Origin of the sequence: Micromonospora sp. DT178 (genome assembly GCF_049841695.1) — a bacterium.
Taxonomy (GTDB): Bacteria; Actinomycetota; Actinomycetes; order Mycobacteriales; family Micromonosporaceae; genus Micromonospora.
Map to the genome: position 1 here is coordinate 126795 of NZ_JBNCKV010000003.1, position 22272 is coordinate 149066.

Genomic DNA, 22272 nt, shown 5'->3' on the forward strand with positions numbered 1-22272 from the left:
CCGGGACGGCCCCGGCGGCGCCGGAACCGTCCCGCCAGCGTACGCCGACGGGGCCGGTCCCGGCGCGTCGTGACGGACGGTCAGGCCTCGCGGGGCGCGGGCGCGGGGTTGCCGTCGGCCGGCGCCCCCTCGACCGCCTGGTCGGCCACCTCGCGGGGCAGCCGCAGCGGCAGCGGCTCGCGCACCGGCTTGGCCTCCTGGCCCCGGTCGACCACCAGGCCGTCGAGGCACTCGGCCAGCGGGCCGGCGGCGGCCGGGTTGGTGGCCACCTCGCCCTGGTAGACGCCGCGGACCATCCAGCGCGGCCCGTCGATGCCGACGAAGCGCAGGTCGGTCAGCCCGTCCGGGGTACGCACCCGGGCGTGCAGCTCGATGCCGTACTCGCCCTGGACCTCCTGGGCCGCCGCGCCGTCGTTGAACAGCGACTGGCGGATCTCCTCGCGCACCTCGTCCCAGATGCCCTCGGAGCGCGGCGCGGCGAAGACGCCGAGCTGGAGCGCGTTCGGACCGTGCACGAGCACGACCTGCTGGATCACGCCCTCCGGGTCGGCCTGCACCCGCACCTCGACGTCGCGCACCGCCGGGATGTGCAGGCTGCCCAGGTCGAGCCGCTGCACCCCCTCGGGCGCCTCGGAGATGTCGTACGGGCCGCGGGCCGGGGTCGACTCCTCGTGCGAGTCGAGGACCTCGGTCGTCCGCTCGTCACGGGCGTGCCGTCCGGCACTGTCCCGCTTCCGGGAGAAGATCACTGCGCCAACCCTCCGCTGTTCGGTCTCACCCTGCCACCTCTTCCGTCCGGCCGTCTGCCCGGTCCCGCTCTTCCCGTCGGGCGTCCGGCACGTCCGGCGCCCGCCGTCCGTCCGGTGCCTCCGGGGCCGCTGCCGGCCCGCCACCGGCGGGGGACGGCACCAGGCCGGCGTGGCCGCCCGTGGAGCCGTGCCCGCCGGTCCCGCGCCGGGACGCGGTCAGCTCGGCCGCCGGCCGGAAGTCCGCCCGCGCCACCCGCTGCACGACGAGCTGCGCGATCCGGTCGCCACGGGAGATCTTCGCCGGTGTCTCCCGATCATGGTTGATCAGGTTGACGAGGATCTCACCCCGGTAGCCGGCGTCGACCGTACCGGGCGCGTTGAGCACCGTCACGCCGAGTCTGGCCGCGAGCCCCGAACGGGGGTGGACGAGACCCACGTACCCCTCGGGCAACGCGATCGCCACGCCGGTCGGGACCAGGGCCCGGCCGCCGGGTGGCAGCTCGACGTCCGCCGCCGCCACCAGGTCTGCCCCGGCATCGCCGGGATGGGCGTACGCCGGCAGCGGCAGCTCGGGGTCAAGCTGCCGTACGGGCACGGGTACGACGTCGGTCACGGTTCCCCTCTTCCGTCCGTTTTGCTGGGGTGACCCTGCCATCCTGCCGGTTCGGCCGCCCGTCGTGCGCCGTACCCTCGCAGGAGTGAGCCTGTCACCATCCTCGCCGTCCCCGGCGCCGCCCGCCGCGGCGCCCCCGCAGCACGCCGAGCGGCTCGGCCTGCCCTGGTGGCTGTGGCTGGGCGGGCTGGGCGCGGCCGCCCTGCTCGCCGTGGAGGTCTGGATGGGCGCGCCCGGCGTCCGCGCCTGGCTGCCCTTCGTGGTGCTGCTGCCGGCGACCGTCGCCGGCCTGGCCTGGCTCGGCCGGATCCGGATCGCGGTACGCGACGACGAACTGCGGGTGGACGACGCCCGGCTGCCGGTCCGGTTCGTCGCCGACGTCGTCCCGTTGGACGCCGCCGGCCGGCGCGAGGTGCTCGGGGTCGGCGCCGACCCGCTGGCGTTCGTGGTGCAGAGACCCTGGATCCCCGGCGCCGTCCAGGTGGTCCTCGACGACCCGGCCGATCCCACCCCGTTCTGGGTGGTCAGCACCCGCCGCCCGGTCGAGCTGGCCGAGGCGCTCCTCGCCGCCCGCGACGCCGCCCGCCCCTGAGCCCGCCCGGCGCCCGGCCGCGCCGTCGCCTGCCCGGCACCACCCCTCAGCGGTCGCCGGGGAGGGCCGGCGGGGTGCCCGGCAGGGCCGGGCTCCGGCGCCGCAGGTCGCTGCGGAGCTGGTCCGCCATCGTCCGGGTGGCCCGGCGGTTGAGGTAGCTGGCCACCGCCGCCCCGGTGAGGAAGGGCCCGAGGGTGGTCAGGTTGCGGCCGAAGCGCTTGAGCAGCGTGTCCCGCAGCTCCCTGCGCGCGGCGGTGCCCAGCACGGCGCTTACCCCGACGCCGGGCATCATCGGGTTGATCCCCCGCTGGCCGGCCCAGGACTGCACCAGCGCGACCGCCCGCTGGGTGCCGCCGCTCGGCACCGGGGCCCCGTAGACCTCGTGCAGCTCGCCGATCAGCTTCAGCTCGACCGCCACCACGGCGACCGTCTCGGCGGCCAGCAGGACCGGCGCGGAGAGCAGGGTCGGGGCGACCGTCCACTCCACCGCCGCCACTCCACCGCCGGCGGCGCCGATGCCGGCCGTCGTCCGCGCGGCGTTGCGCACCAGCCGCTCGGCCAGCGCCTCGCCGTCCAGGCCGTCGAAGTGCCGACGCAGGGTGGCCAGGTCGCGTACGGGCACGTGCGGGGCGATCTCGGCGACCGTGTCGACCATCCAGCGCACCGCGCTCTTCGGCTTGAACAGGTCGCTCAGCCCACGCGCCCGCGCCTGCCCGACGAGGCGGCCGAGCAGTTGCCGCCGGCGGGCCGGCTCGATGTCGTCGGCGGTCAGGGCCGCCACGGTGGCGCCCAGCTCGTCCGCGCCGCGCGCGGGCACGGCGTGGACGTGGGCGTCCCGCGCGCCGGGGTCGCCCGCGCCGTCGACCCGGCCCGGGTCCGCGCCGCGCGTGCCGCTGGACTCGCTCCGCTCGCTCATGGTGCGACCTCCCGAATGGACCGACGTCGACATGACGGTCACCCGTCAACGAGTCAAGCAGGTCCCCCGGGTGGCCGCACGGCGACTCGGGCAGCGGCGGCCCCGACGAGGGAGCCGCCGCTGGTGCGGACGCACGGTGTCAGACGCACTCGCGGCAGATGAGGTCGCCGTTGCGCTCGACCGCCAACTGGCTGCGGTGGTGTACGAGGAAGCAGCGGGCGCACCGGAACTCGTCCTGCTGCATCGGCAGCACCTTGACCGTGAGTTCCTCGTCCGCCAGGTCGGCGCCGGGCAGCTCGAAGCTCTCGGCCACCTCGGCCTCGTCGACGTCCACGGCGCCCGATTGTGAGTCGACGCGTCGGGCCTTGAGCTCTTCCAGGCTGTCCTCGCCGAGGTCGACCTCGTCGCGACGCGGGGCGTCGTAGTCGGTGGCCATCGGTTTCACTCTCCCATATCGATGTTGTCGCTTCCGGTTGTAACGCCGGACGACGCTGTTTCGGTTCCGCTGGCCGGCCACCACTTGTGTCGGTCACCCGACCCGAAGACAGCACGGACGGAGGCATCCCGCAGGAACACCCGACGAGCGCGGAACCATACCCCCCCTTTAGGCGAGGCATGTATACCGCCCTCGTGGCTGAGATGTACGCCCCCGCACGCGAAGTTGTTCCCAATGTGACTCAGGCGACACGAAGATAGGGGTAGTACTACCCGGTTCCCGGATGGCGCGCCGGCATGTCCGGCTGTTTCCACGCGACGGCCGGACAACCGTTAACCTCAGCGGCGTACTCGACGGCCGGCGGGGCGGCCCGTCCACCGGCGGCCGCCACCACCCACCCACTGTCCGGGGAGCACCCTGATGAGCTTTGCGCGAGTGCGAGCACTCGTTGTCGTCGGCCTGCTGGCGGTGCTGGCCCTCGTCTTCGTGGTCGTCGCGCTGGTCCGCGACACCCAGAGCAGCGCCGGCCTCGCCGGAGGTTGCCCGGAGGGCTGGCCGATGGCCGACGTGACCCTGCGGGAATCCAAGGACGTCAAGATCAACGTCTACAACGCGACCGACGAGCCGGGTCGGGCCAGCACCGTCGCGGACGACTTCCGCAACCGCAAGTTCCAGGTCAAAAAGGTCGGCAACGAGAAGAAGCAGATCGACGACATCGCGGTCCTGCGCTACGGCCCGAAGGGAGTCGGCTCGGCGCACCTGCTGCGGGCGTACTTCCTCGACAACGCCGAGTGGGACTACGACCCCAAGCGCACCGACGACGTCGTGGACGTGGTGCTCGGCAGCGGCTTCCAGCAGCTCGCCACCACCACCGAGGTCAACCAGTCCCTGGGCGACCTCGGCGCGCCGGTCGCGCCGGCCGAGTCCTGCCCGATGTCCGAGGACGACTGACCGCGCCGTGCCCCCGGTCCCGCCGGGGGCACGGCACCGGCCGGTCAGGGACCGCCCGAGGCGTCCAGGTCGGCGAGGCGGTCGTGCAGCGGCTCGAACAGCGCCGCCGGCGCGGCGATCACCAGGTCCGGGCCGGCCGGCAACCCGCCCAGCCCGGCGACCAGCAGCCCGGCCTCCGTGGCCACCAGGGCGCCGGCGGCCTGGTCCCAGGCGGCGAGCCCCTTCTCGTAGTAGGCGTCCACCCGCCCCTCCGCGGCCAGGCAGAGGTCCAGCGCGGCGGCGCCGAAGCGGCGGATGTCCCGGATGTGCGGGATCAGCTCGGCGACCACCCGGGCCTGGTGCGCCCGGCGCCCCGGGTCGTAGCCGAACCCCGTGGCGACCAGCGCCTGGCCGAGATCGGTCTCCGTGGAGCAGCGCAGCCGCTCGCCGTCGCGCCAGGCGCCCCCGCCGACGGTGGCCGTCCACTCCTCGCCGGTGCTGACGTTGCGCACCACCCCGGCGACCACCTCGCCGTCGACCTCGGCGGCGAGCGACACCGCGCAGTGCGGGATCCCGTAGAGGTAGTTCACGGTCCCGTCGATCGGGTCCACGATCCAGCGGACGCCGCCGGGGGCGACCGGGCCGGTCTCCCCCGCCCCGTACTCCTCACCGAGGACCGCGTCGCCCGGCCGCAGCCGGCGCAGCGCGTCGATCACCTGCCGCTCGACCGCCCGGTCGGCGGCGGTCACCACGTCGGTGACCGTGCTCTTGGTGGCCGCCACCGACACGCCCTCGACCCGCATCCGGTGCGCCGTGGCGGCCGCGTCCCGGGCCACCTCGACCGCGATCTCCAGCAGTTCCGCCGGCGCCGAGCGATCCATCGTTCGTCCCCTTCCCGCACGGCCGGGGTGTTCCGGGTCACGCGCGGTACCATCCTTACAAAGTCCACATCTACGTCGAATCGGCGGTCCCCGCCGCCGGTCCGCCGTGCGGCGAGGGATGATCGCCGCAGACGGCGTTACAATTCACCCCTGCCCACGCTGCGACGGACCGCCACGACCGGCCGGCCCGGGACACGGGGGTCCCTCAACCACATCGCCCGGCAAGGTGCCCCGCTCTGCGTCGGACGACCCGGCCGTGCTCGCTCTTCGCCTCCGGAAGGTCATTCGTGACAGAACCCCGCCAGACCGGCGCCGACGTTCGCTCGCTCACCGACACTCTGATCGCCCACGCGCAGAGCGCCGGCGGCCAGCTCACGTCGGCTCAGCTCGCGCGCACCGTCGAGTCCGCCGAGGTGACTCCGGCCCAGGCCAAGAAGATCCTGCGGGCGCTCTCCGAGGCGGGAGTGACCGTGGTGGTCGACGGCTCGGCGAGCACCCGCCGCCGCGTCGCCGCCGCCCGATCGGCCACCCCCGCGTCCCGGGCCACCACCGCCAAGACCACCAAGAAGGCCGTCGCGCCCGCCCCGAAGCAGGCGCCCGCCGCGGACGAGGCCCCGGCGCCCGCCCCGCGCAAGGCCGCCCCGCGCAAGGCCACCGGCACCACCGCCGAGGTGGCCGCCAAGGCCGCCGCGCCCGCGAAGGCGACCAAGTCGACCCGGGCCACCAAGGCGACGGTCGCGGCGGCCGGCGCCAAGCCGGCCAAGGCCGGCGGCAAGGCCAAGGGCGAGGGCGCCGAGGGCGACATCGACCCGGAGGAGCTCGCCAAGGAGATCGAGGACGTGGTCGTCGAGGAGCCGGCGGAGCTGACCCGCGCCGCCGAGACCGACGCCGCCAACTCGGCCAGCGACAACGACTTCGAGTGGGACGACGAGGAGTCCGAGGCGCTCAAGCAGGCGCGTCGCGACGCCGAGCTGACCGCCTCCGCCGACTCGGTCCGGGCCTACCTCAAGCAGATCGGCAAGGTCCCGCTGCTCAACGCCGAGCAGGAGGTGGAGCTGGCCAAGCGGATCGAGGCCGGGCTCTACGCCGCCGAGCGGCTGCGCGCGGCCGAGGAGGGCGAGGAGAAGCTCACCCGCGAGATGCAGCGGGACCTGGGCTGGATCTCGCGGGACGGCGAGCGCGCCAAGAACCACCTGCTGGAGGCCAACCTCCGGCTGGTCGTCTCGCTGGCCAAGCGCTACACCGGCCGCGGCATGGCCTTCCTCGACCTGATCCAGGAGGGCAACCTCGGCCTGATCCGCGCGGTCGAGAAGTTCGACTACACCAAGGGCTACAAGTTCTCCACGTACGCCACCTGGTGGATCCGGCAGGCGATCACCCGGGCCATGGCCGACCAGGCCCGCACCATCCGCATCCCGGTGCACATGGTCGAGGTCATCAACAAGCTCGGCCGCATCCAGCGCGAGCTGCTCCAGGACCTGGGCCGCGAGCCCACCCCGGAGGAGCTCGCCAAGGAGATGGACATCACACCGGAGAAGGTGCTGGAGATCCAGCAGTACGCCCGGGAGCCCATCTCGCTGGACCAGACCATCGGCGACGAGGGCGACAGCCAGCTCGGTGACTTCATCGAGGACTCCGAGGCCGTGGTCGCGGTCGACGCGGTCTCGTTCTCGCTCCTGCAGGATCAGCTCCAGCAGGTGCTGCAGACGTTGTCCGAGCGTGAGGCGGGTGTGGTACGCCTGCGCTTCGGCCTGACCGACGGCCAGCCGCGCACGCTGGACGAGATCGGCCAGGTCTACGGGGTGACCCGGGAGCGCATCCGGCAGATCGAGTCCAAGACGATGTCCAAGTTGCGTCACCCGTCGCGTTCGCAGGTGCTCCGGGACTACCTGGACTGATCGCGATCGTCAACCGAACGTGTCGTTTTGACCACCTGGCGTGCAACGTCGGAAGGTGATCGTTCGGTTGCACGATTGTGATCGTTGACGTGGCACCCTTGGTGCACGGCACACTGTCCCTGCCATGTGTGACCTCGGTCCCCCGCGGGCACACAGGGAAGGCAGCGCCGGGACAGGGTGTTGCACGATAGGTGAGCAAAGACCGAAGAGAGTGTTCATCGGTGACGACCAGAGGAGGAAGGCGATGACCCCGACCCTCACGCCGCCGCCCGAGACGGTGGCTCCCCCAGCCGCCGATGAACGGTGCGACCGCTGCAATGCTGCCGGCAAGCTCCGGATCACTCTGGCGGGTGGGAGCGAGCTGGTGTTCTGTGGGCACCACGCGAACAAGTACGCGGAGGATCTCGTGAAGATCACCGTGCGGTTCGCGACGGACCCGGAGTTCAGCTGGCGTGGCGCCGATCTGATGGCGAACTGAGATCCGCAAACTCACGACATAGCCGGCCGGAGGCCCCCTGAGGGGGCCTCCGGCCGGCTTTCGGCGTCTGCCCGCCGTCGCCGCCCGATCCCGGGCACCGGCGACGGCGGGGGCCGTCAGAGGGTCTGCACGGTGGCGATGCGTTCCTCGAGCTGCTCGATGGTGGCCTGGGCGCTCGGCGGTCCGCCGCAGAGGCGACGCAGCTCCGCGTGGATCTTCCCGTGCGGCTGGCCCGTGCGGTGGTGCCGGGCGGCCACGAGGGCGTTCAGTTGGCGGCGTAGGGCGACCCGACGCTGGGCGGCACTCATCGGTGCCGGCGGCGCCGTGGGGGCCGCAGCGGCCGCCTCAGCCGGCCTGGCGGCCCGGCGGCGCTGGGCCGCGAGCTGCTCCTGCTGCCGCTTGGTCAGCAGCAGGGCCACCTGGTCGGCGGTGAGCAGCCCGGGCAGGCCCAAATACTCCTCCTCCTCGGGGGTGCCGGCCTGGGCGGCGGTGCCGAACGAGGCGCCGTCGAAGATCACCTGGTCCAGCTCGGCCGTCGCGGAGAGCGCGGCGAACCGCTTCTCCAGCTCGCCGCTGGCCTGGTCGTCGCGCTGGGCGCGCTCCAGCAGGTCGTCGTCGAAGCCCTCGCGGTCCTTGGGCTTGCCGAGCACGTGGTCCCGCTCGGCCTCCATCTCGCTGGCCAGCCCGAGCAGGTGCGGCACGCTGGGCAGGAAGACCGAGGCGGTCTCGCCGGGGCGGCGGGCACGGACGAACCGGCCAATCGCCTGCGCGAAGTAGAGCGGGGTGCTGGCGCTGGTCGCGTACACGCCGACCGCCAGCCGGGGGATGTCGACGCCTTCGGAGACCATCCGGACCGCCACCAGCCAGCGCTGCTCGGACGCCGCGAACGTCGCGATCCGCGCCGAGGCGCCCACGTCGTCGGAGAGCACCACCGCCGCGCGCTCGCCGGTCATCTGCGCGATGAGCTTCGCGTACGAGCGGGCGGTCTGCTGGTCGCTGGCGATGATCAGCCCGCCGGCGTCGGGCATCCCCGCGTTGCGCAGCACGGTCAGCCGGGCGTCGGCGGCCCGCAGCACCTGCGGCATCCAGTCGCCCGCCGGATCCAGCGCGGTACGCCACGCCTGCGCGACGAGGTCCTGGGTCATCGGCTCGCCGAGCCGCGCCGCCAGCTCCTCCCCCGCGTTGGTGCGCCACCGGGTCTCCCCCGAGTACGCCAGGAAGAGCACCGGCCGGACGACGCCGTCGCGCAGCGCGTCGGCGTAGCCGTAGACCGAGTCGGCGCGGGAGCGCAGCAGGCCGTCCCCGCCGCGCTCGTAGCTGACGAACGGGATCGGGTTGTCGTCGGAGCGGAACGGGGTCCCGGTGAGCATCAACCGGCGCTCGGCGCCCTCGAAGGCCGCCTTCACCCCGTCGCCCCAGGAGCGGCTGTCCCCCGCGTGGTGGATCTCGTCGAGGACGACCAGGGTGCGCCGGGTGAGGGTGCGCCGCTTGTGCACCTGCGGCGCCATGCCCACCTGCGCGTACGTCACGACGGCGCCGTGGAAGTCGGCGGAGGAGTGCAGGTCGGCGTTGCGGAAGGCGGCGTCGAGCTGGATGCCGACCCGGGCCGCCGCCTGCGCCCACTGGGTCTTCAGGTGCTCGGTCGGCGCCACCACCGTCACCGCCTCGACGGTGCCGTCGGCCAGCAGCTCGGCGGCGATCCGCAGGGCGAAGGTGGTCTTTCCGGCGCCGGGGGTGGCGACCGCCGTGAAGTCGGGGTCCCGCCGACGCAGGTACTCCACGAGTGCCTTGCGCTGCCATGCGCGCAGTGCCGGAAACGTCTCGATCGCCGGCAACCGGGCCGCCACGGGAAGCTCCTCTCCGACCGCCTGACGGCGGACCCCGGGCGAGGGCCACGGGTACCGCCGCCCATGAAAACGCCTCCGCGCAGATGGTGCCGCGAAGGCCGACTCAGCATAACCAGCGCGGGCCGTCCGACCCAGCCGACGCCACGCTGGTCACATCCGCCACGCGTGTCAGGGGTGCGTGCCGGGGGTTCCCGTACGCGGCGGACGCAGGGTGGCCACCGGCGCCGACCAGCGCCGCCGCAGCGCCACCAGGCGCAGCAGGAAGACCACCGCGGCCGCCGCGGTCAGCCAGGCGGCGTTGGCGTGCCCGAGGGCGTCCAGCAGCGCCACGAGGATCGAGCCGGCGAGCGCGGCGACGGCGTAGATCTCCCGCCGCAGCACCACCGGGATCTCGGCGGTGAGCAGGTCCCGCCCCAGGCCGCCGCCGATCGCGGTGAGCATGCCGATCACGCAGGCCCCCACCGCCGGCACCTGGGCGTCGAGGGCCTTGACCGTGCCGGTGACGGTGAACAGCGCCAGCCCGGCCGCGTCCAGCACCAGCACGGTGGTGCGCAGCCGGGCGAACTGCGGATGCAGCCAGAAGACGGCGGCGGCGGTGACGGCGGCCGTGGCGGCGTACCGCCAGTCGCCGAAGGCCAGCGGCGGCGCCTCGTCGATCGCCAGGTCCCGGAAGATCCCGCCACCGAGCGCGGCCACGAAGCCGACGAAGACGACGCCGAAGAGGTCAAGCCGTTTGGCCACCGCCGCGGAGGCCCCGGAGGCGGCGAAGACCGCCACCCCGGTGAGGTCGGCGAGGAGCAGGGCGGTGGAGGTGGTCACCGGCGAAGGTTACGTGCGCGACCGGGAGGGTCGCCCACGCTCACTCGCCCCAGGAGTCGTAGATCTCCTTGCACTTCGGGCAGACCGGCGAGCCGGGCTTGGCGGCCTTGGTGACCGGGAAGGTCTCCCCGCACAGCGCGACGACGAAGGTGCCCATGACGGCACTCTCGGCGATCTTCTCTTTGCGCACGTAGTGGAACATCTCGGGACCGGTGTCGGCGTCCTTCAGCTCCGGACGCTCGAGAACCTCTGTGCTCACTTCTGCACCTCCGACCGTCAAGTCTGGCAGGTCACCCCCGCTCGGTCCACTTCAGGTCGCCCGGCCGGGGGCCGTACGGTGGTGACGTGACTGACTTTCACATCCGCTACGGCAGCGAGGTTGCCGACGCCCTGCGCGACGGGCGGCCCGTCGTCGCCCTGGAGAGCACCATCGTCTCGCACGGCCTGCCCCGGCCGGACAACCTCCGGGTGGCCCGCGAGATCGAGCAGGCCGTCCGCGACGCGGGCGCGGTCCCGGCCACCATCGGCATGGTCGGCGGGCGGCTGGTGGTGGGCCTGGACGACGCGGAGCTGACCCGGCTCGCCACCGTCGACGGGGTCGCCAAGCTCTCCGTACGCGATCTCGCCCTCGCCGCCGCGACCGGCGCGGACGGTGCCACGACCGTGGCCGCGACCAGCGCGGTGGCCGCCGCCGCGGGGATTGCGGTGTTCGCCACCGGCGGCCTCGGCGGGGTGCACCGGGAGGCGGCGCAGACCTTCGACGAGTCGGCCGACCTGGTCACCCTGGCCCGTACGCCGATCGCGGTGGTCTGCGCCGGGGTCAAGTCGATCCTCGACGTGGGCGCGACCCTGGAGCGGCTGGAGACCCTCGGCGTCGGCGTGGTCGGCTTCCGGACCCGGCGCTTCCCCGGCTTCTTCATCACCGACGGCGGCTTCGACCTGGACTGGTCGCTGGACTCGGCCGAACAGGTCGCGGACGTGCTGGCGGCCCGGGAGCAGCAGCGCGTGCACCACGGCGGCCTGATCGTGGCCAACCCGCTGCCGACCGACGAGCAGCTCGACCCGGAGCTGCACGACCGGACTCTCGCCGACGGGCTGGCCCTGCTGGAGCGCGACGGGGTGACCGGCAAGGCCGTGACGCCCTACCTGCTCGCGCACTTCCACTCGGCGACCGAGGGGGCGAGCCTGGCGGTGAACGTCCGGATCATCCTGCGCAACGCCGACCTCGCGGCCCGGATCGCCGTCGCCGCGGCCGCCCGCCGCGCCGGGGCATGACCGCAGGCCGCGTCCTCGTCGTCGGTGACCTGATCACCGACGTGGTGGCGGTGCTGGCCGGGCCGATGGCCACCGGATCCGACACGCCGGCGGCGATCAGGTTCAGCGGTGGCGGGCAGGCCGCCAACACCGCGGCCTGGCTCGCCGCCCAGGGCGTACCGGTCACGCTGGTGGGTGCCGTCGGCGACGACGACGCCGGGCGGGACCGGGTGGCCGAGTTGGAGCGCGCGGGGGTCGACTGCGCGACGCGGGTGTGCCCGGACCGCGCCACCGGGACGGTGATCGTGCTGGCCACGGCCGGGGAGCGGTCGATGGTCACCGAGCGGGGCGCGAACCTGCGGCTGGCCCCGGCCGACGTCGACGCGGCGCTGGCGGCGACGCCGGACGCGCGGCACCTGCACCTGTCCGGGTACACCCTGCTGGACGACGAGTCCCGGCCGGCGGGGCTGCGGGCGTTGGCCGCCGCCCGCGAGCGCGGGCTGAGCACCAGCGTCGACGCGGCCTCCGCGGCCCCGCTGCGGCGGGTCGGCGCGGCGGCCTTCCTGTCCTGGGTACGCGGGGTCGACCTGCTCCTGGTCAACGCCGACGAGGCCACGGTGCTGGCCGGAGGGCTGGACCCGGCGGCGCAGGGGCGGGCGCTGTCGGCCTCCGCCCGACGGATCGTCGTCAAGCAGGGGGCGGCCGGGGCGGTCTGGGTGGACCGGGACGCCTCGGTGGCCGTGGCGCCGGCCCGCCGGGTGGCGGTGGTCGACGTCACGGGGGCCGGGGACGCGTTCGCGGCCGGGCTGCTGGCTGCCTGGCTCGACGGCGCGCCGCCGGCAGTGGCGCTGGGCCGCGCCGGCGACCTCGGCGCCCTCGCGGTCTCCCAGATCGGCGCCCGTCCCACCTCCTGACGGGAGGCGTCGGGTCGGGTCAGGGCTCGGCGTCGATGATCTTGTGGGGGCGCTCCTCGGCGGTGAGGCTCATCGGCGGGGTCTCGTCCCGGTGCCGCGGCTGGAACCGGTTGGCCAGCCGGTGCTTCTCCTTGGGCGGGCGGTCGTTGGCCAGCAGCACCGCCAGCCACGGGATGAGCACCATGCCCAGGGCCACCATCGGCAGCCAGAGCCAGAGCAGCGGGGCCTGCACGCCGACCAGGACGGCACCGACGATCACGCAGGCCACCCGGATGCCCATCATCAGCACGTAGCGCTTCTGGCGGCTGGTGAGCTGGTCGTCCTGACTGCGCGAGGCGTCGGTGATCAGGATCGGCTGGTACGCCTGACGCTTCACCATGGGCCTCCTCGAGGGGGTTACGCCCCATCCTGTCACCTGCGGCGCGTGATCAGCGAAAATCGCTCGACCCGGCCCCGTGTTACGTGCGTGGTACGCTCGCGCCGTGGGCAGCAGGTTCAGTTTCACCGACGAGGCGTTGGCCAACCTGAGGGTCTACGACGTCACGCCCGGGGAAGTCTGGGAGGCGCTGCACAGCACCCGCCGGGTGATCCGGCACCTCGGCGACGACGTGATGGTCGTCTACGCCGCCGCCCGCCGGGGGCGCCGGTTGGCCGTGCTGCTCGCCGAGGCCGACGGCACCGACAACGACTGGGACATCCTCTCCGCCCGTGAGCTGAGCGACGTCGAGGCGAAGCGCTACGACGAGGCCGTGCGGAGATCTCGCCGATGAGGAGGCGGTGACGATGAACCGTAACGACGCGACCAAGCAGTTCCACAGCGGCGGTGACCGGCTCGCGGAGCTGATCGACGCAAGCCAGCCGGTGGAGCTGCCCACCCCCGACACCGACAACCCCATGGTCAGCCGCTCGGTGCGCCTGCCGCTGGAGACGTACGAGCGGGTCCGGGCCGCCGCCGACGCGCGCGGCATCGGGGTCACCACGCTCATGCGGCAGTGGATCGAGGCCGGCCTGGCCGACCTGGACGACTCGGCCACGGTCTCCCTCGCCGACGTCCGGCGGGCGCTGGCCGCCCTCTCCCGGCCGACCGCCGCCTGACCCGCCCGGTCACGGCGCGGGGAACTCGCCCCCGCCGGTCCCGCCGTGCCCGAGCGGCGACGCGGCCGTCTCCGGCGGGCGGCCCCTGCTGCGCCACGCGTCGGCGGACGCCACCCCCGCCAGCACCAGGGCGACCAGCGCCAGCGCCAGCATGGGCGGCCCCAGGGTGAGCGCCGGCGACAGCAGGAGCAGCACCAGCAGGCCCGCGACCCGCGACCGGGACACCCGGCCGAAGATCTCGTACTCGAAGCGGGCCCGGGCCGCCAGGAAGATCGCCGGGCCGCCGACGACGAAGACCAGCCAGGTCGGGTCGGTGCGCCCGTGCGGGTGCGCGATCACCAGTTCGTAACCGACGGCGGTGCTCAGCACGCCGATCACGATGACCAGGTGGGTGCTGCTGGCGGAGGCGCCCAGCCGCCCGGGCGACCGGGCCACCCGCAGCGCCTCGGCGAGCAGGTGACCCGCCCGGTGGAAGTAGATCCGCCAGAGCAGCGCCGTGGTGGCGAAGGCGGTCGCGAAGGCGCCGGCCCGGTCGGCGGTGAACTCCGCGCCGCTGTAGGTCAGCCCGATGACCAGGATGGTCTCCCCCAGCGAGATGAGGAAGATCTGCTGGTACCGGTCAGCCAGGTGCTCACCGGCGATCAGCCAGCCGGCGGTGCGCGCCGGCCCCAGCCGGGGCAACGGCCAGCCGAGCAGCAGGCCGGCGTAGTCGACGACCACGGCGAGCGTCCAGAGCGGCAGGCGCAGCTGCTCCGGCCCGAACGCCCCGGCCAGCCACGGCACGGCCCCCGCGACGGCCCAGGCGAAGAGCCGCAGCGGGACCGTGCGGCGCGGATGGTGGCGCAGGGCCGCGGCGATGACCATCGGGCGGACGAGCATCACCGCCAGGTACGCCAACACGAACGAGGGCGCCCGGTCCTCGAACGCCCGGGGCAGCGCCACGGCCATCACCATGGCGCCGAACATCGTCCCGACCACGACGAACTGGATCACCGGCTGCTCCGGCTCGTACCGGCTGGTGACCCAGGTGGTGATCGACCAGAGCAGCCACAGGGCCAGGAAGAGCACGCCCGTGCGCCCGACCTCGGCGAGCAGCGTCCCGACGGAGCCTCCGGTGCCGTCGACCAGGCGCAGCGAGACCCGGGTCAGCGCGAAGACAAAGACCAGGTCGAAGAAGAGCTCCAGGAAGGTGGCCCGGGGCGAGCTGTCCTCCGGCCGCAGCAACCGCCCGCCGCGTTCGTCCGTCATCGGCTGCCCGTCGTCGCCATCCTGGCTACAACGACCGCCCCGACGGTGCGGTTGCGTCAGCCCCCGGCGGCCTTCGCCTTCGCCGCCGCCTTCATCTGCTGCTTGTACTCGCGCACGAGGCGCAGCGAGTCCGCGTCGGTGACGTCGGCCACCGACCGGTGGGCGTCCGGGTCGCCGTAGCCGCCGGCGGCCTCCCGCCAGCCCGCCGGCGTGACCCCGAACCGCTTGCCGAGCAGCGCGAGGAAGATCTGCGCCTTCTGCGCGCCGAAGCCGGGCAGCTCGCCGATGCGGCGCAGCAGCTCCCGGCCGTCGGCCGCGTCGGACCAGAGCCGGGCGGCGTCGCCGTCGTACCGGTCGACGAGGGCCCGGCACACCTCCTGCACCCGGGCCGCCATCGCCTTCGGGAACCGGTGCAGCGCCGGCGGCCGGGCGAACAGGGCGACCAGGTCCTCCGGGTCGTGGTCGGCCAGCTCCCGGGCGTCCAGGTCGCGCCCGAGTCGCTGCGCCAGCACGTACGGCGAGGAGAACGCCTTCTCCATCGGCACCTGCTGGTCGAGCACCATGCCGAGGAGCAGCGCCAGCGGGCTGCGCTCCAGCAGCCGGTTGGCCTCGGGGTCGATGGGCAGTGCGAGCGTCATGGCGACAATGCTGTCACCACCCGGGCCGGCGGGCACCGGGACACGCGCATCGGTCCCGGTACGGCGACACCCGCGCCGGACGTTCGCCCGGGTGGCCGCATGCCGGCGCCGGGCACCAGGCAGGATGGCGACGTGGACGGACACGACATGTTGCTCTCCCCCGCCGGCGTCGAGGCGCTGCGGACCGCGCTGACCCAGGCCGGGTTCACCTCGAACGGCATCGCCACCCGGCTCGGCCCGCAGGCCACCGGCGGAGTGGCCCGCAACGACTTCCGGGCCGCGCTGCGCGCCACCGAGGACCGCGACCCGCTCGGCACCCTGATCCGGGTGTTCATCTGCGAGCAGACCGAGCCGGAGGCCGCCGTGGCCGCCGCGCTGGCACCGTTGTCGCTGGACGAGGCGCTCGCCGGTGGCCTGGTCGAGCGGCACGGCGACGGGCTGCGGATGGGCGTGGACCTGGAGCCGTACGGGGACGACTGGTGGGTGCTCGCCGACGTGCCCGCCAGCGCCCGGCCCGGCCATCCGCTGCACTCCGAGCACGTGCTCGGCATCGGCGGGGCCACGCAGACGCTGATCGGCGCGACCGTCCGCCGGCCCGTCGAGGCCGCGCTGGACCTGGGCACCGGATCCGGCGTGCAGGCCCTGCACCTGGCCGGCCACGCGCGGCGGGTCACCGCCACCGACCTCTCGGCGCGGGCGCTGCGCTTCGCCGCCACCACCGCCGCGCTCAACGGCCAGGACTGGGAGCTGCTCCGCGGCGACATGGTGGCCCCCGTGGCCGGGCGGCGCTTCGACCTGGTGGTGAGCAACCCGCCGTTCGTGGTCGGCCCCGGCACCACCACGCACGTCTACCGCGACTCGGGGCGGGTGGGCGACGCGATCGGCGCGGAGCTGGCCGCCGCCGCGCCCGGCCTGCTCACCGAGGGCGGCACCATGCAGTACCTGGCCAACTGGGTGCACGTCGCCGGGGAGGACTGGGGCGAGCGGGTGACCGGCTGGTTCGCCGGCACAGGGCTGGACGCCTGGGTCATCCAGCGCGAGGTGGCCGACCCGATGGCGTACGTCAACCTGTGGCTCACCGACGTCGGCGAGGCGGCCGACCCGCGCCGGATGGCGGACTGGCTGGACTGGTTCGACGCGCACAAGGTGGAGGCGGTCGGCTTCGGCATCGTCTCACTGCGCCGCTCCGGCCACGACGACCCGGTCGTGCGGGTGGAGGACCTGCGCCAGCGGGTGGAGGCGCCGCTCGGCGACCGGGTCGGCGCGTGGTTCGACCGCCAGGACTGGCTCCGCGCCCGCGACACCGACGGGCTGCTCGCCGCCCGCTTCCGGGCCGCCGACGGCCTCCAGCTGCGGCAGGAAGCCACCATGGGCGACGAGGGCTGGGCGGTGGACCGGCAGGTGCTGGCCATGCCGCACGGCCTGCGCTGGACCGAGGAGATCGACCCGCTCGTCCTGGCCCTGATCGGCGGTGCCGACGGGCGGCTGCCGCTGCGCGACCAGCTCGCCCTGCTCGCCGCCGCGCACGACGTGGCCCCCGGCGAGCTGGCCGAGGCGGCCGGGCCGATCGTCGCGCACCTCGTCGAGCGCGGCTTCATCGAGCCGGTCGCCGACTGATGCGGGCCGTGGTGCAGACCGTCGGCCGGGCCGCCGTGACGGTCGACGGCGAGGTGGTCGGCGCGATCGACGACGGGCTGCTGGTGCTGCTCGGGGTGACGCACACCGACACCGTCGAGACCGCCCGCACGATGGCCCGCAAGGTGCACGAGCTGCGGATCCTCGACGAGGAGCGGTCCGCGGCGGACACCGGCGCGCCGGTCCTGGTGGTCAGCCAGTTCACCCTCTACGGCGACGCCCGCAAGGGTCGCCGTCCGAGCTGGACGGCGGCCGCCCCGGCCGAGGTCGCGGAGCCCCTGGTGACGGCGGTCGTGGAGGCGCTGCGCGCCCGGGGCGCGAAGGTCGAGACCGGCCGCTTCCGCGCCCACATGCTGGTCGAGAGCGTCAACGTCGGCCCCCGCACGGTGCTGCTCGAACTCTGACCGGCGCCGGTGGCGGAGTCGCGCCGTGGCGCAACCCCGCCGACGTCAACTGTTCCCGGGGGCGGAACGACGACGGTAGAACCATCGCATGCCAACCCCCTCACAGCCCTTCACCTGGGGTCGCGCGAGACGGCGGCTCACCGCCGCCGCGGCGGCGACCGGAATGGTCGCGGCCGGCCTCGCCGCGATCCAGGCGCCGGCGACGGCGGCAGCCCCGTCCCCCGCCGCCCAGGCCGCCACCCGGGACACCCACACCGTCACCCTGATCACGGGCGACGTGGTCACCGTGACCACCTTCGCCGACGGCAAGGCCACCGCCGAGGTCGACCGGCCCGACAACGCCACCGGCGGCGTGCGCGTCCGGCAGAGCGGCGACGACCTGTACGTCCTGCCCGACGAGGCCCTGCCGCTGCTGGACGGCGACAAGCTCGACCGGCGGCTGTTCAACGTCACCGACCTCATCGAGATGGGGTACGACGACGCGAAGACCCCGACGCTGCCGCTGATCGCGGCGTACACCCCGGCGAAGGCGCGGTCGGGCAAGCCGACGGCACCGCGCGGGGCGAAGCTGGTCCGCGACCTACCCAGCATCCGGGGCGCGGCACTGGCCACCGAGAAGAAGCAGGCCCGGGCCTTCTGGTCCACCATCGCGCCCGCCTCGGCCACGGCGCCGGCCAGGGCCCTCGGCGGCGGGGTGGCGAAGCTCTGGCTCGACGGCCGGGTGACGGCGGCGCTGAAGGAGAGCGTGCCCCAGGTCGGCGCGCCCGCCGCGTGGGCCGCCGGGTACGACGGCAGCGGGGTGACGGTCGCGGTGCTCGACACCGGGATCGACCCCGGCCACCCCGACCTGGCCGGCCAGATCGACGACAAGGCCAGCTTCGTGCCGGGCGAGGACACCTCGGACGTCAACGGGCACGGCACCCACGTCGCCTCCACGATCGCCGGCACCGGCGCGGCCTCGGGCGGCGAGCACCGCGGCGTCGCCCCGGGCGCGGACCTGATCGTCGGCAAGGTGCTCGACAACGACGGGTACGGCCTGGACTCCTGGATCATCGCCGGCATGCAGTGGGCGGCCGAGTCCGGGGCCGACGTGGTCAGCATGAGCCTCGGCGACGGCTCGCTGACCGACGGCACCGACCCGATGGCTGCCGCCGTGGAGACGCTGTCCGCGCGGCACGGCACGCTCTTCGTCGTCGCCTCCGGCAACTCCGGCCCGCAGACCATCGGGTCGCCCGGCACCGCGCCCAGCGCGTTGACGGTCGGCGCGGTCGACAAGCAGGACGCGCTGGCGGGCTTCTCCAGCACCGGCCCGCTGGCGCGCACCGGCGCGCTCAAGCCGGACCTCGCCGCGCCCGGCGTCGGGATCGTCGCGGCCCGCTCGCAGCAGTCCGCCGGCGAGGGCGCGTACCAGAGCATGGACGGCACCTCGATGGCCACGCCGCACGTGTCCGGGGCCGCCGCGATCCTCGCCCAGAGACACCCCGACTGGTCCGGGCAACAGCTCAAGGACACCCTGATGAGCAGCGCGAAGGGGCTGGCCGACGAGTACCGGCCGTACCAGGTGGGCACCGGCCGGCTGGACGTGGCGGCGGCGGTACGCGCCACCGTACGGGCCACCGGCTCGGCGTTCTTCGGCAACTTCGACTGGCCGCACGAGCCGACCGACGCCCCGGTCACCCGGTCGGTGACCTTCACCAACTCCGGCACCACCGCGGTGACCCTCGGCCTCGCCCTGACCGGCGGCGGCCCGTTCGCGCTGGGCGCCTCCTCGGTGACCGTGCCGGCGGGCGGCAGCGCCGACGTCGCGGTGACGGGCGACCCGCGCGGCGCCGCCCACGGTGAGTTGACCGGCTACCTGGTCGGCAGCGACGCCACCGGCGCGGCGGTCACCCGTACCGCGCTGGGCCTGCTCAAGGAGCCCGAGCGGCACGACCTGACGATCAAGCTGGTGGGCCGGGACGGCAAGCCGGCCAGCGCGACGGTCCTGGTGAACCGGGCCGGCGACCTCAACCCCGGGCAGTACCCGGTCGCCGGCGAGCGGGCGCTGCGGCTGCCGCCGGGGACCTACACGGTGGAGGCGGTACTCGACGTGCCCGGCGAGCGGCCCGACCGCCTCGGGTTCGCCCTGCTGGTGGACCCGGAGACCGTGCTGGACCGCGACGCGGAGGTGGTGCTGGACGCGCGCCGGGCACGCCTGCTCGACACCGCCACCCCGGAGCGGACCGAGGACCGGCAGCGCCGGCTGGACTACACGGTCGGGTACGACGAGGGCAACGACTTCCGCGCGGCGTACCAGCTGCCGGTGCGCTACGACGACCTGTACGTCCTGCCCACCGAGCCGGTCCGCAAGGGCTCGTTCACCATGGCGGCGCGGTGGCGCAAGGGCGAGCCGATGCTGAGCCTGCGCGTCCCCGGCCGGCCCCCGATCGACGCCACGGTCCAGCCTGGCAGCACCGTCACCGCCGGCACGGAGACGCTGCGCCCGGTCCACGCGGGCACCGGCACCCCGGGCGAGTACGCCGGCCTCGACGTCAAGGGCCGGGCCGTGGTGGTGACCCGCAGCGACGCGGTGAGCCCGCCGGAGCGCGCCGCCGCCGCGGCGGCGGCCGGGGCGAAGCTGCTGCTGGTCGTCAACGACGGCACCGGCATCCTCAACGAGTACGTCGGCGAGTCCCCCATCCCGGTCGCCACGGTGCACCGCGACGCCGGCAGGCAGCTGATCGCCGCGACCCGGGGCGGGCCGCGGAAGCTGACCGTCACCCGGGTCCCGTACGCCGGTCACGTCTACGACCTGGCCCGGGTCTGGCCCGGACAGGTGCCGGACCGGCCGCTCGTCTACCACCCCCGGCAGCGGGACCTGGGCCGCATCGACGCCCGCTACCACGCGGCCGTCGACTCCCCCGGCTCCGGCTACCGGTACGACATGGTCTTCAGCCCCTCCTTCGGCTTCCAGGAGCCCGAGTCGCACCCGGGCACGCGCACCGAGTGGGTCACGCCCGACGTGGTCTGGCACGAGGTGCACGACCAGGGCGGCTGGACCGACACGGCCTACCTGAACACGTACGCCAGGGGCACCACGACCAGGCTGGACTGGTTCGCGCCGGCCGTCCGGCCGGCCTTCAGCCGGGCGTTCGGGGTGCGCAACAGCCGCTACCGGGACAACATGACCCTCAACGTGCAGGCCTGGAGCCCGTCGGACGACGTGCTGGAGCACGGCGGCAACCTGGAATGGGGCTCGGTGCCGACCAACCTCAAGCTCTACCAGGGCGACAAGCTGGTGGGCGAGAACAAGTGGAACGCCGACCTCCAGTGGACGCCGGTGCCCGCCGGCACGCTGCCGTACCGCCTGGTGCTGGACGCCTCGCGGCCGGCCGGGCAGTGGCGGCTCTCCACCCGCACGCACACCGAGTGGGACTTCGTCTCCGGCTCGAACGACGCCGACACCTTCATCCCGTTCGCGCTGCTCCAGCTCGACTACGCGCTGGAGACCGACCTGCGTGGCGACGTCAGGGCGGGCACCACCCAGCGGATCAGCGTCAAGGCCGGGCCGCAGCCGGGCGGCACCGGAACCGGCACGGTGACGTCGGTCACGCTGGACGTCTCCTACGACGACGGCGCCACCTGGCGGAAGGTCACCCTGCGTAAGGGCGCGGGCGACCGCTGGGACGGCTCGCTCACGCTGCCGAAGCAGCCGGGCGGCTTCGTGTCGGTGCGTGCCAGCGCCACGACGGACGCCGGCTTCGGCATCCGGCAGGAACTCATCCGGGCCTACGGCCTGCGGTGAAGTGGTTGGCGGGGCCCCGGGACACAGAGCGTCCCGGGGCCCTTCCCGACGACCGGCCGGGCCTTTCGGGCTGGTCGGGACCGGCGGGCATGTCCCATACTCTCCGTGCCGCGGCGGGCAGAGGGAGGCAGCCACCGATGCTGGGCGCGTTGGGCCTGAGCCCCGAGGACGAGGCGGTCTACGGCCTGCTGGTCCGGCGGGCCCAGGCCGGGCCGGCCGAGCTGGGCGACGCCCTGCGGATGCCCGCGGCGACGGTCGAGGCGGCGCTGTCGCAGCTGACGGCGTACGGGCTGGTGAAGTGCGGCCCGGACGGGCAGTTCTCCGTGGCGCCGCCCGCGGTCGCGCTCGGGGCGCTGATCAGCGAGCAGCGGGGCGCTCTGCGCAGCGCGGAACTCGCGCTGGTCACGCTCGCCGAGGAGTACCGGTCGTCGATCGCGGGACGCACGATCGACGAGCTGATCGAGGTGGTCAGCGGCGTCGACGCCGTCCGGCACCGGTTCGCGCAGGTGCAGCACGCCGCCCGCACGGAGGTGCGCAGCTTCGTCACCACCCCGTTCATCGCCGTACCGCCGGGCACCAACGCGGTGGAGTCGGCGGTGGTCAACCAGGGGGTGCGCTTCCGGGTGGTGATCGACCGGCCGACGCTGGCCGAACCGGGGGTGGTGGCCGAGACGCTGGAGTCGCTGCGCGACGGCGTCCAGGTGCGGGTGGTCGACCACCTGCCGATCAAGCTGATCCTGGCCGACGCGGAGCTGGCCCTGGTGCCGTTGACCGCCACGCCCGGTGGCGAGCCCGGCGCGGTGCTGCTGCACCGCACCGGGCTGCTGGCGGCGATGGACGCGCTGTTCGAGATCGTGTGGCGGCACGCCCACCCGCTCGACTCGGCGGCGCTGACCGACCCCGCCGACGACCGGACCGCCGCGCAGGCGGCCGACGGCCCGACCGAGCTGGACCGGAGGATCCTGGCGCTGCTGCTGGCCGGGCTCACCGACCCGGTCGTCGCCGCCCAGCTCGACCTGTCGTTGCGGACCCTCCAGCGGCGCCTGCGCCACCTGATGGACCTCGCGGGGGTGGAGACCCGGATGCAGCTCGGCTGGCACGCCGCGCGCCACGGCTGGGCCTGACCGCCCGGCGCGCGTCG

At 74.3% G+C, this 22272-nt stretch carries 23 protein-coding genes; 12 read left to right on the forward strand and 11 right to left on the reverse strand.

What is annotated here, in order from left to right; genetic code table 11:
- Nucleotides 1–80: 80 nt before the first annotated feature.
- Together ACLQ22_RS07200 and dut are read right to left on the reverse strand one after the other, a co-directional pair.
- Nucleotides 81–749, reverse strand: a complete 669-nt coding sequence (locus ACLQ22_RS07200; protein ID WP_366638610.1) for a DUF3710 domain-containing protein — start codon at nucleotides 747–749, stop codon at nucleotides 81–83.
- Nucleotides 750–774: 25 nt separating this feature from the next.
- Entirely contained in the window at nucleotides 775–1362 is a 588-nt protein-coding gene (dut, locus tag ACLQ22_RS07205) for a dUTP diphosphatase (RefSeq protein ID WP_425691570.1), read from the reverse strand.
- 91 nt (nucleotides 1363–1453) lie between these two features.
- Here dut and ACLQ22_RS07210 point away from each other — a divergent pair, with 91 nt between their 5' ends.
- Nucleotides 1454–1954 (forward strand): DUF3093 domain-containing protein, encoded by a 501-nt coding sequence (locus tag ACLQ22_RS07210; RefSeq protein ID WP_425691787.1) that lies wholly within the window; start codon nucleotides 1454–1456, stop codon nucleotides 1952–1954.
- A 46-nt stretch (nucleotides 1955–2000) separates the two neighbouring features.
- On the opposite strand, the gene ACLQ22_RS07215 is transcribed toward ACLQ22_RS07210, so the two are convergent.
- Nucleotides 2001–2870, reverse strand: coding sequence for a hypothetical protein (locus ACLQ22_RS07215; RefSeq protein WP_425691571.1), 870 nt, complete (start codon nucleotides 2868–2870; stop codon nucleotides 2001–2003).
- 139 nt (nucleotides 2871–3009) lie between these two features.
- A complete protein-coding gene (locus ACLQ22_RS07220) occupies nucleotides 3010–3306 on the reverse strand; it encodes a DUF4193 domain-containing protein (protein WP_013284790.1) in 297 nt (98 codons plus the stop codon).
- Nucleotides 3307–3741: 435 nt separating this feature from the next.
- Between ACLQ22_RS07220 and ACLQ22_RS07225 the strand changes: the two genes are divergently transcribed.
- Nucleotides 3742–4257 carry a LytR C-terminal domain-containing protein gene (locus ACLQ22_RS07225; RefSeq protein WP_425691572.1) on the forward strand — a complete coding sequence of 172 codons (516 nt, stop codon included), beginning with the start codon at nucleotides 3742–3744 and terminating at the stop codon, nucleotides 4255–4257.
- Between the two features lie 44 nt (nucleotides 4258–4301).
- On the opposite strand, the gene ACLQ22_RS07230 is transcribed toward ACLQ22_RS07225, so the two are convergent.
- Nucleotides 4302–5117, reverse strand: a complete 816-nt coding sequence (locus ACLQ22_RS07230) for an inositol monophosphatase family protein (RefSeq protein WP_425691573.1) — start codon at nucleotides 5115–5117, stop codon at nucleotides 4302–4304.
- A gap of 287 nt (nucleotides 5118–5404) precedes the next feature.
- On the opposite strand from ACLQ22_RS07230, the gene ACLQ22_RS07235 reads away from it, so the two are divergent.
- Nucleotides 5405–7015: an RNA polymerase sigma factor gene (locus tag ACLQ22_RS07235; RefSeq protein ID WP_366638602.1), complete on the forward strand. Its 1611-nt coding sequence runs from the start codon at nucleotides 5405–5407 to the stop codon at nucleotides 7013–7015.
- 244 nt (nucleotides 7016–7259) lie between these two features.
- Nucleotides 7260–7493: a DUF7455 domain-containing protein gene (locus ACLQ22_RS07240; protein WP_074474066.1), complete on the forward strand. Its 234-nt coding sequence runs from the start codon at nucleotides 7260–7262 to the stop codon at nucleotides 7491–7493.
- 116 nt (nucleotides 7494–7609) lie between these two features.
- On the opposite strand, the gene ACLQ22_RS07245 is transcribed toward ACLQ22_RS07240, so the two are convergent.
- The 3 genes from ACLQ22_RS07245 to ACLQ22_RS07255 all read right to left on the reverse strand — a co-directional run bounded on the left by ACLQ22_RS07245 (nucleotide 7610) and on the right by ACLQ22_RS07255 (nucleotide 10418).
- A complete protein-coding gene (locus ACLQ22_RS07245) occupies nucleotides 7610–9340 on the reverse strand; it encodes a DEAD/DEAH box helicase (RefSeq protein ID WP_425691574.1) in 1731 nt (576 codons plus the stop codon).
- Nucleotides 9341–9508: 168 nt separating this feature from the next.
- Nucleotides 9509–10159 carry a trimeric intracellular cation channel family protein gene (locus ACLQ22_RS07250; RefSeq protein WP_121395954.1) on the reverse strand — a complete coding sequence of 217 codons (651 nt, stop codon included), beginning with the start codon at nucleotides 10157–10159 and terminating at the stop codon, nucleotides 9509–9511.
- Between the two features lie 40 nt (nucleotides 10160–10199).
- On the reverse strand, nucleotides 10200–10418 hold the full coding sequence (locus ACLQ22_RS07255; protein WP_089001394.1) for a DUF3039 domain-containing protein: 219 nt from the start codon (nucleotides 10416–10418) through the stop codon (nucleotides 10200–10202).
- A gap of 86 nt (nucleotides 10419–10504) precedes the next feature.
- Here ACLQ22_RS07255 and ACLQ22_RS07260 point away from each other — a divergent pair, with 86 nt between their 5' ends.
- Nucleotides 10505–11434, forward strand: a complete 930-nt coding sequence (locus ACLQ22_RS07260; protein WP_425691575.1) for a pseudouridine-5'-phosphate glycosidase — start codon at nucleotides 10505–10507, stop codon at nucleotides 11432–11434.
- A complete protein-coding gene (locus tag ACLQ22_RS07265) occupies nucleotides 11431–12327 on the forward strand; it encodes a carbohydrate kinase family protein (RefSeq protein ID WP_425691576.1) in 897 nt (298 codons plus the stop codon). The genes ACLQ22_RS07260 and ACLQ22_RS07265 overlap by 4 nt, the downstream gene beginning before the upstream one ends.
- A 19-nt stretch (nucleotides 12328–12346) precedes the next feature.
- Here the strand turns inward: ACLQ22_RS07265 and ACLQ22_RS07270 are convergent, their stop codons facing one another.
- Nucleotides 12347–12706, reverse strand: a complete 360-nt coding sequence (locus ACLQ22_RS07270; RefSeq protein WP_425691577.1) for a DUF3099 domain-containing protein — start codon at nucleotides 12704–12706, stop codon at nucleotides 12347–12349.
- A 103-nt stretch (nucleotides 12707–12809) separates the two neighbouring features.
- Between ACLQ22_RS07270 and ACLQ22_RS07275 the strand changes: the two genes are divergently transcribed.
- Together ACLQ22_RS07275 and ACLQ22_RS07280 are read left to right on the forward strand one after the other, a co-directional pair.
- Nucleotides 12810–13097, forward strand: a complete 288-nt coding sequence (locus ACLQ22_RS07275; RefSeq protein ID WP_225851882.1) for a hypothetical protein — start codon at nucleotides 12810–12812, stop codon at nucleotides 13095–13097.
- A gap of 13 nt (nucleotides 13098–13110) precedes the next feature.
- Nucleotides 13111–13422 (forward strand): hypothetical protein, encoded by a 312-nt coding sequence (locus tag ACLQ22_RS07280; protein ID WP_121398970.1) that lies wholly within the window; start codon nucleotides 13111–13113, stop codon nucleotides 13420–13422.
- A 9-nt stretch (nucleotides 13423–13431) separates the two neighbouring features.
- Here the strand turns inward: ACLQ22_RS07280 and ACLQ22_RS07285 are convergent, their stop codons facing one another.
- The gene (locus ACLQ22_RS07285) at nucleotides 13432–14670 is read right to left on the reverse strand and encodes a low temperature requirement protein A (protein WP_425691578.1); all 1239 of its coding nucleotides are present in this window, start codon (nucleotides 14668–14670) and stop codon (nucleotides 13432–13434) included.
- Between the two features lie 56 nt (nucleotides 14671–14726).
- Nucleotides 14727–15308 carry an HhH-GPD-type base excision DNA repair protein gene (locus ACLQ22_RS07290; protein ID WP_425691579.1) on the reverse strand — a complete coding sequence of 194 codons (582 nt, stop codon included), beginning with the start codon at nucleotides 15306–15308 and terminating at the stop codon, nucleotides 14727–14729.
- Between the two features lie 132 nt (nucleotides 15309–15440).
- Here ACLQ22_RS07290 and ACLQ22_RS07295 point away from each other — a divergent pair, with 132 nt between their 5' ends.
- The 4 genes from ACLQ22_RS07295 to ACLQ22_RS07310 all read left to right on the forward strand — a co-directional run bounded on the left by ACLQ22_RS07295 (nucleotide 15441) and on the right by ACLQ22_RS07310 (nucleotide 22255).
- The gene (locus ACLQ22_RS07295) at nucleotides 15441–16925 is read left to right on the forward strand and encodes a DUF7059 domain-containing protein (protein ID WP_425691580.1); all 1485 of its coding nucleotides are present in this window, start codon (nucleotides 15441–15443) and stop codon (nucleotides 16923–16925) included.
- Complete coding sequence (gene dtd / locus ACLQ22_RS07300) at nucleotides 16925–17347, forward strand: D-aminoacyl-tRNA deacylase (RefSeq protein WP_121395959.1); 423 nt, start codon at nucleotides 16925–16927, stop codon at nucleotides 17345–17347. Before ACLQ22_RS07295 ends, dtd begins: the two co-directional genes overlap by 1 nt.
- Nucleotides 17348–17435: 88 nt before the next feature.
- The gene (locus ACLQ22_RS07305; protein ID WP_425691581.1) at nucleotides 17436–21131 is read left to right on the forward strand and encodes a S8 family serine peptidase; all 3696 of its coding nucleotides are present in this window, start codon (nucleotides 17436–17438) and stop codon (nucleotides 21129–21131) included.
- Nucleotides 21132–21268: 137 nt separating this feature from the next.
- Entirely contained in the window at nucleotides 21269–22255 is a 987-nt protein-coding gene (locus tag ACLQ22_RS07310) for a transcriptional regulator TrmB (protein ID WP_425691582.1), read from the forward strand.
- Nucleotides 22256–22272: the final 17 nt, after the last annotated feature.

Coding starts and splice junctions, on each gene's coding strand:
- ACLQ22_RS07285 (WP_425691578.1), bottom strand. CDS start 14,670: ATGACGGACGAACGCGGCGGGCGGTTGCTGCGGCCGGAGGACAGCTCG.
- ACLQ22_RS07290 (WP_425691579.1), bottom strand. CDS start 15,308: ATGACGCTCGCACTGCCCATCGACCCCGAGGCCAACCGGCTGCTGGAG.
- ACLQ22_RS07230 (WP_425691573.1), bottom strand. CDS start 5,117: ATGGATCGCTCGGCGCCGGCGGAACTGCTGGAGATCGCGGTCGAGGTG.
- ACLQ22_RS07310 (WP_425691582.1), top strand. CDS start 21,269: ATGCTGGGCGCGTTGGGCCTGAGCCCCGAGGACGAGGCGGTCTACGGC.
- ACLQ22_RS07215 (WP_425691571.1), bottom strand. CDS start 2,870: ATGAGCGAGCGGAGCGAGTCCAGCGGCACGCGCGGCGCGGACCCGGGC.
- ACLQ22_RS07220 (WP_013284790.1), bottom strand. CDS start 3,306: ATGGCCACCGACTACGACGCCCCGCGTCGCGACGAGGTCGACCTCGGC.
- dtd (WP_121395959.1), top strand. CDS start 16,925: ATGCGGGCCGTGGTGCAGACCGTCGGCCGGGCCGCCGTGACGGTCGAC.
- ACLQ22_RS07240 (WP_074474066.1), top strand. CDS start 7,260: ATGACCCCGACCCTCACGCCGCCGCCCGAGACGGTGGCTCCCCCAGCC.
- ACLQ22_RS07280 (WP_121398970.1), top strand. CDS start 13,111: ATGAACCGTAACGACGCGACCAAGCAGTTCCACAGCGGCGGTGACCGG.
- ACLQ22_RS07305 (WP_425691581.1), top strand. CDS start 17,436: ATGCCAACCCCCTCACAGCCCTTCACCTGGGGTCGCGCGAGACGGCGG.
- ACLQ22_RS07265 (WP_425691576.1), top strand. CDS start 11,431: ATGACCGCAGGCCGCGTCCTCGTCGTCGGTGACCTGATCACCGACGTG.
- ACLQ22_RS07270 (WP_425691577.1), bottom strand. CDS start 12,706: ATGGTGAAGCGTCAGGCGTACCAGCCGATCCTGATCACCGACGCCTCG.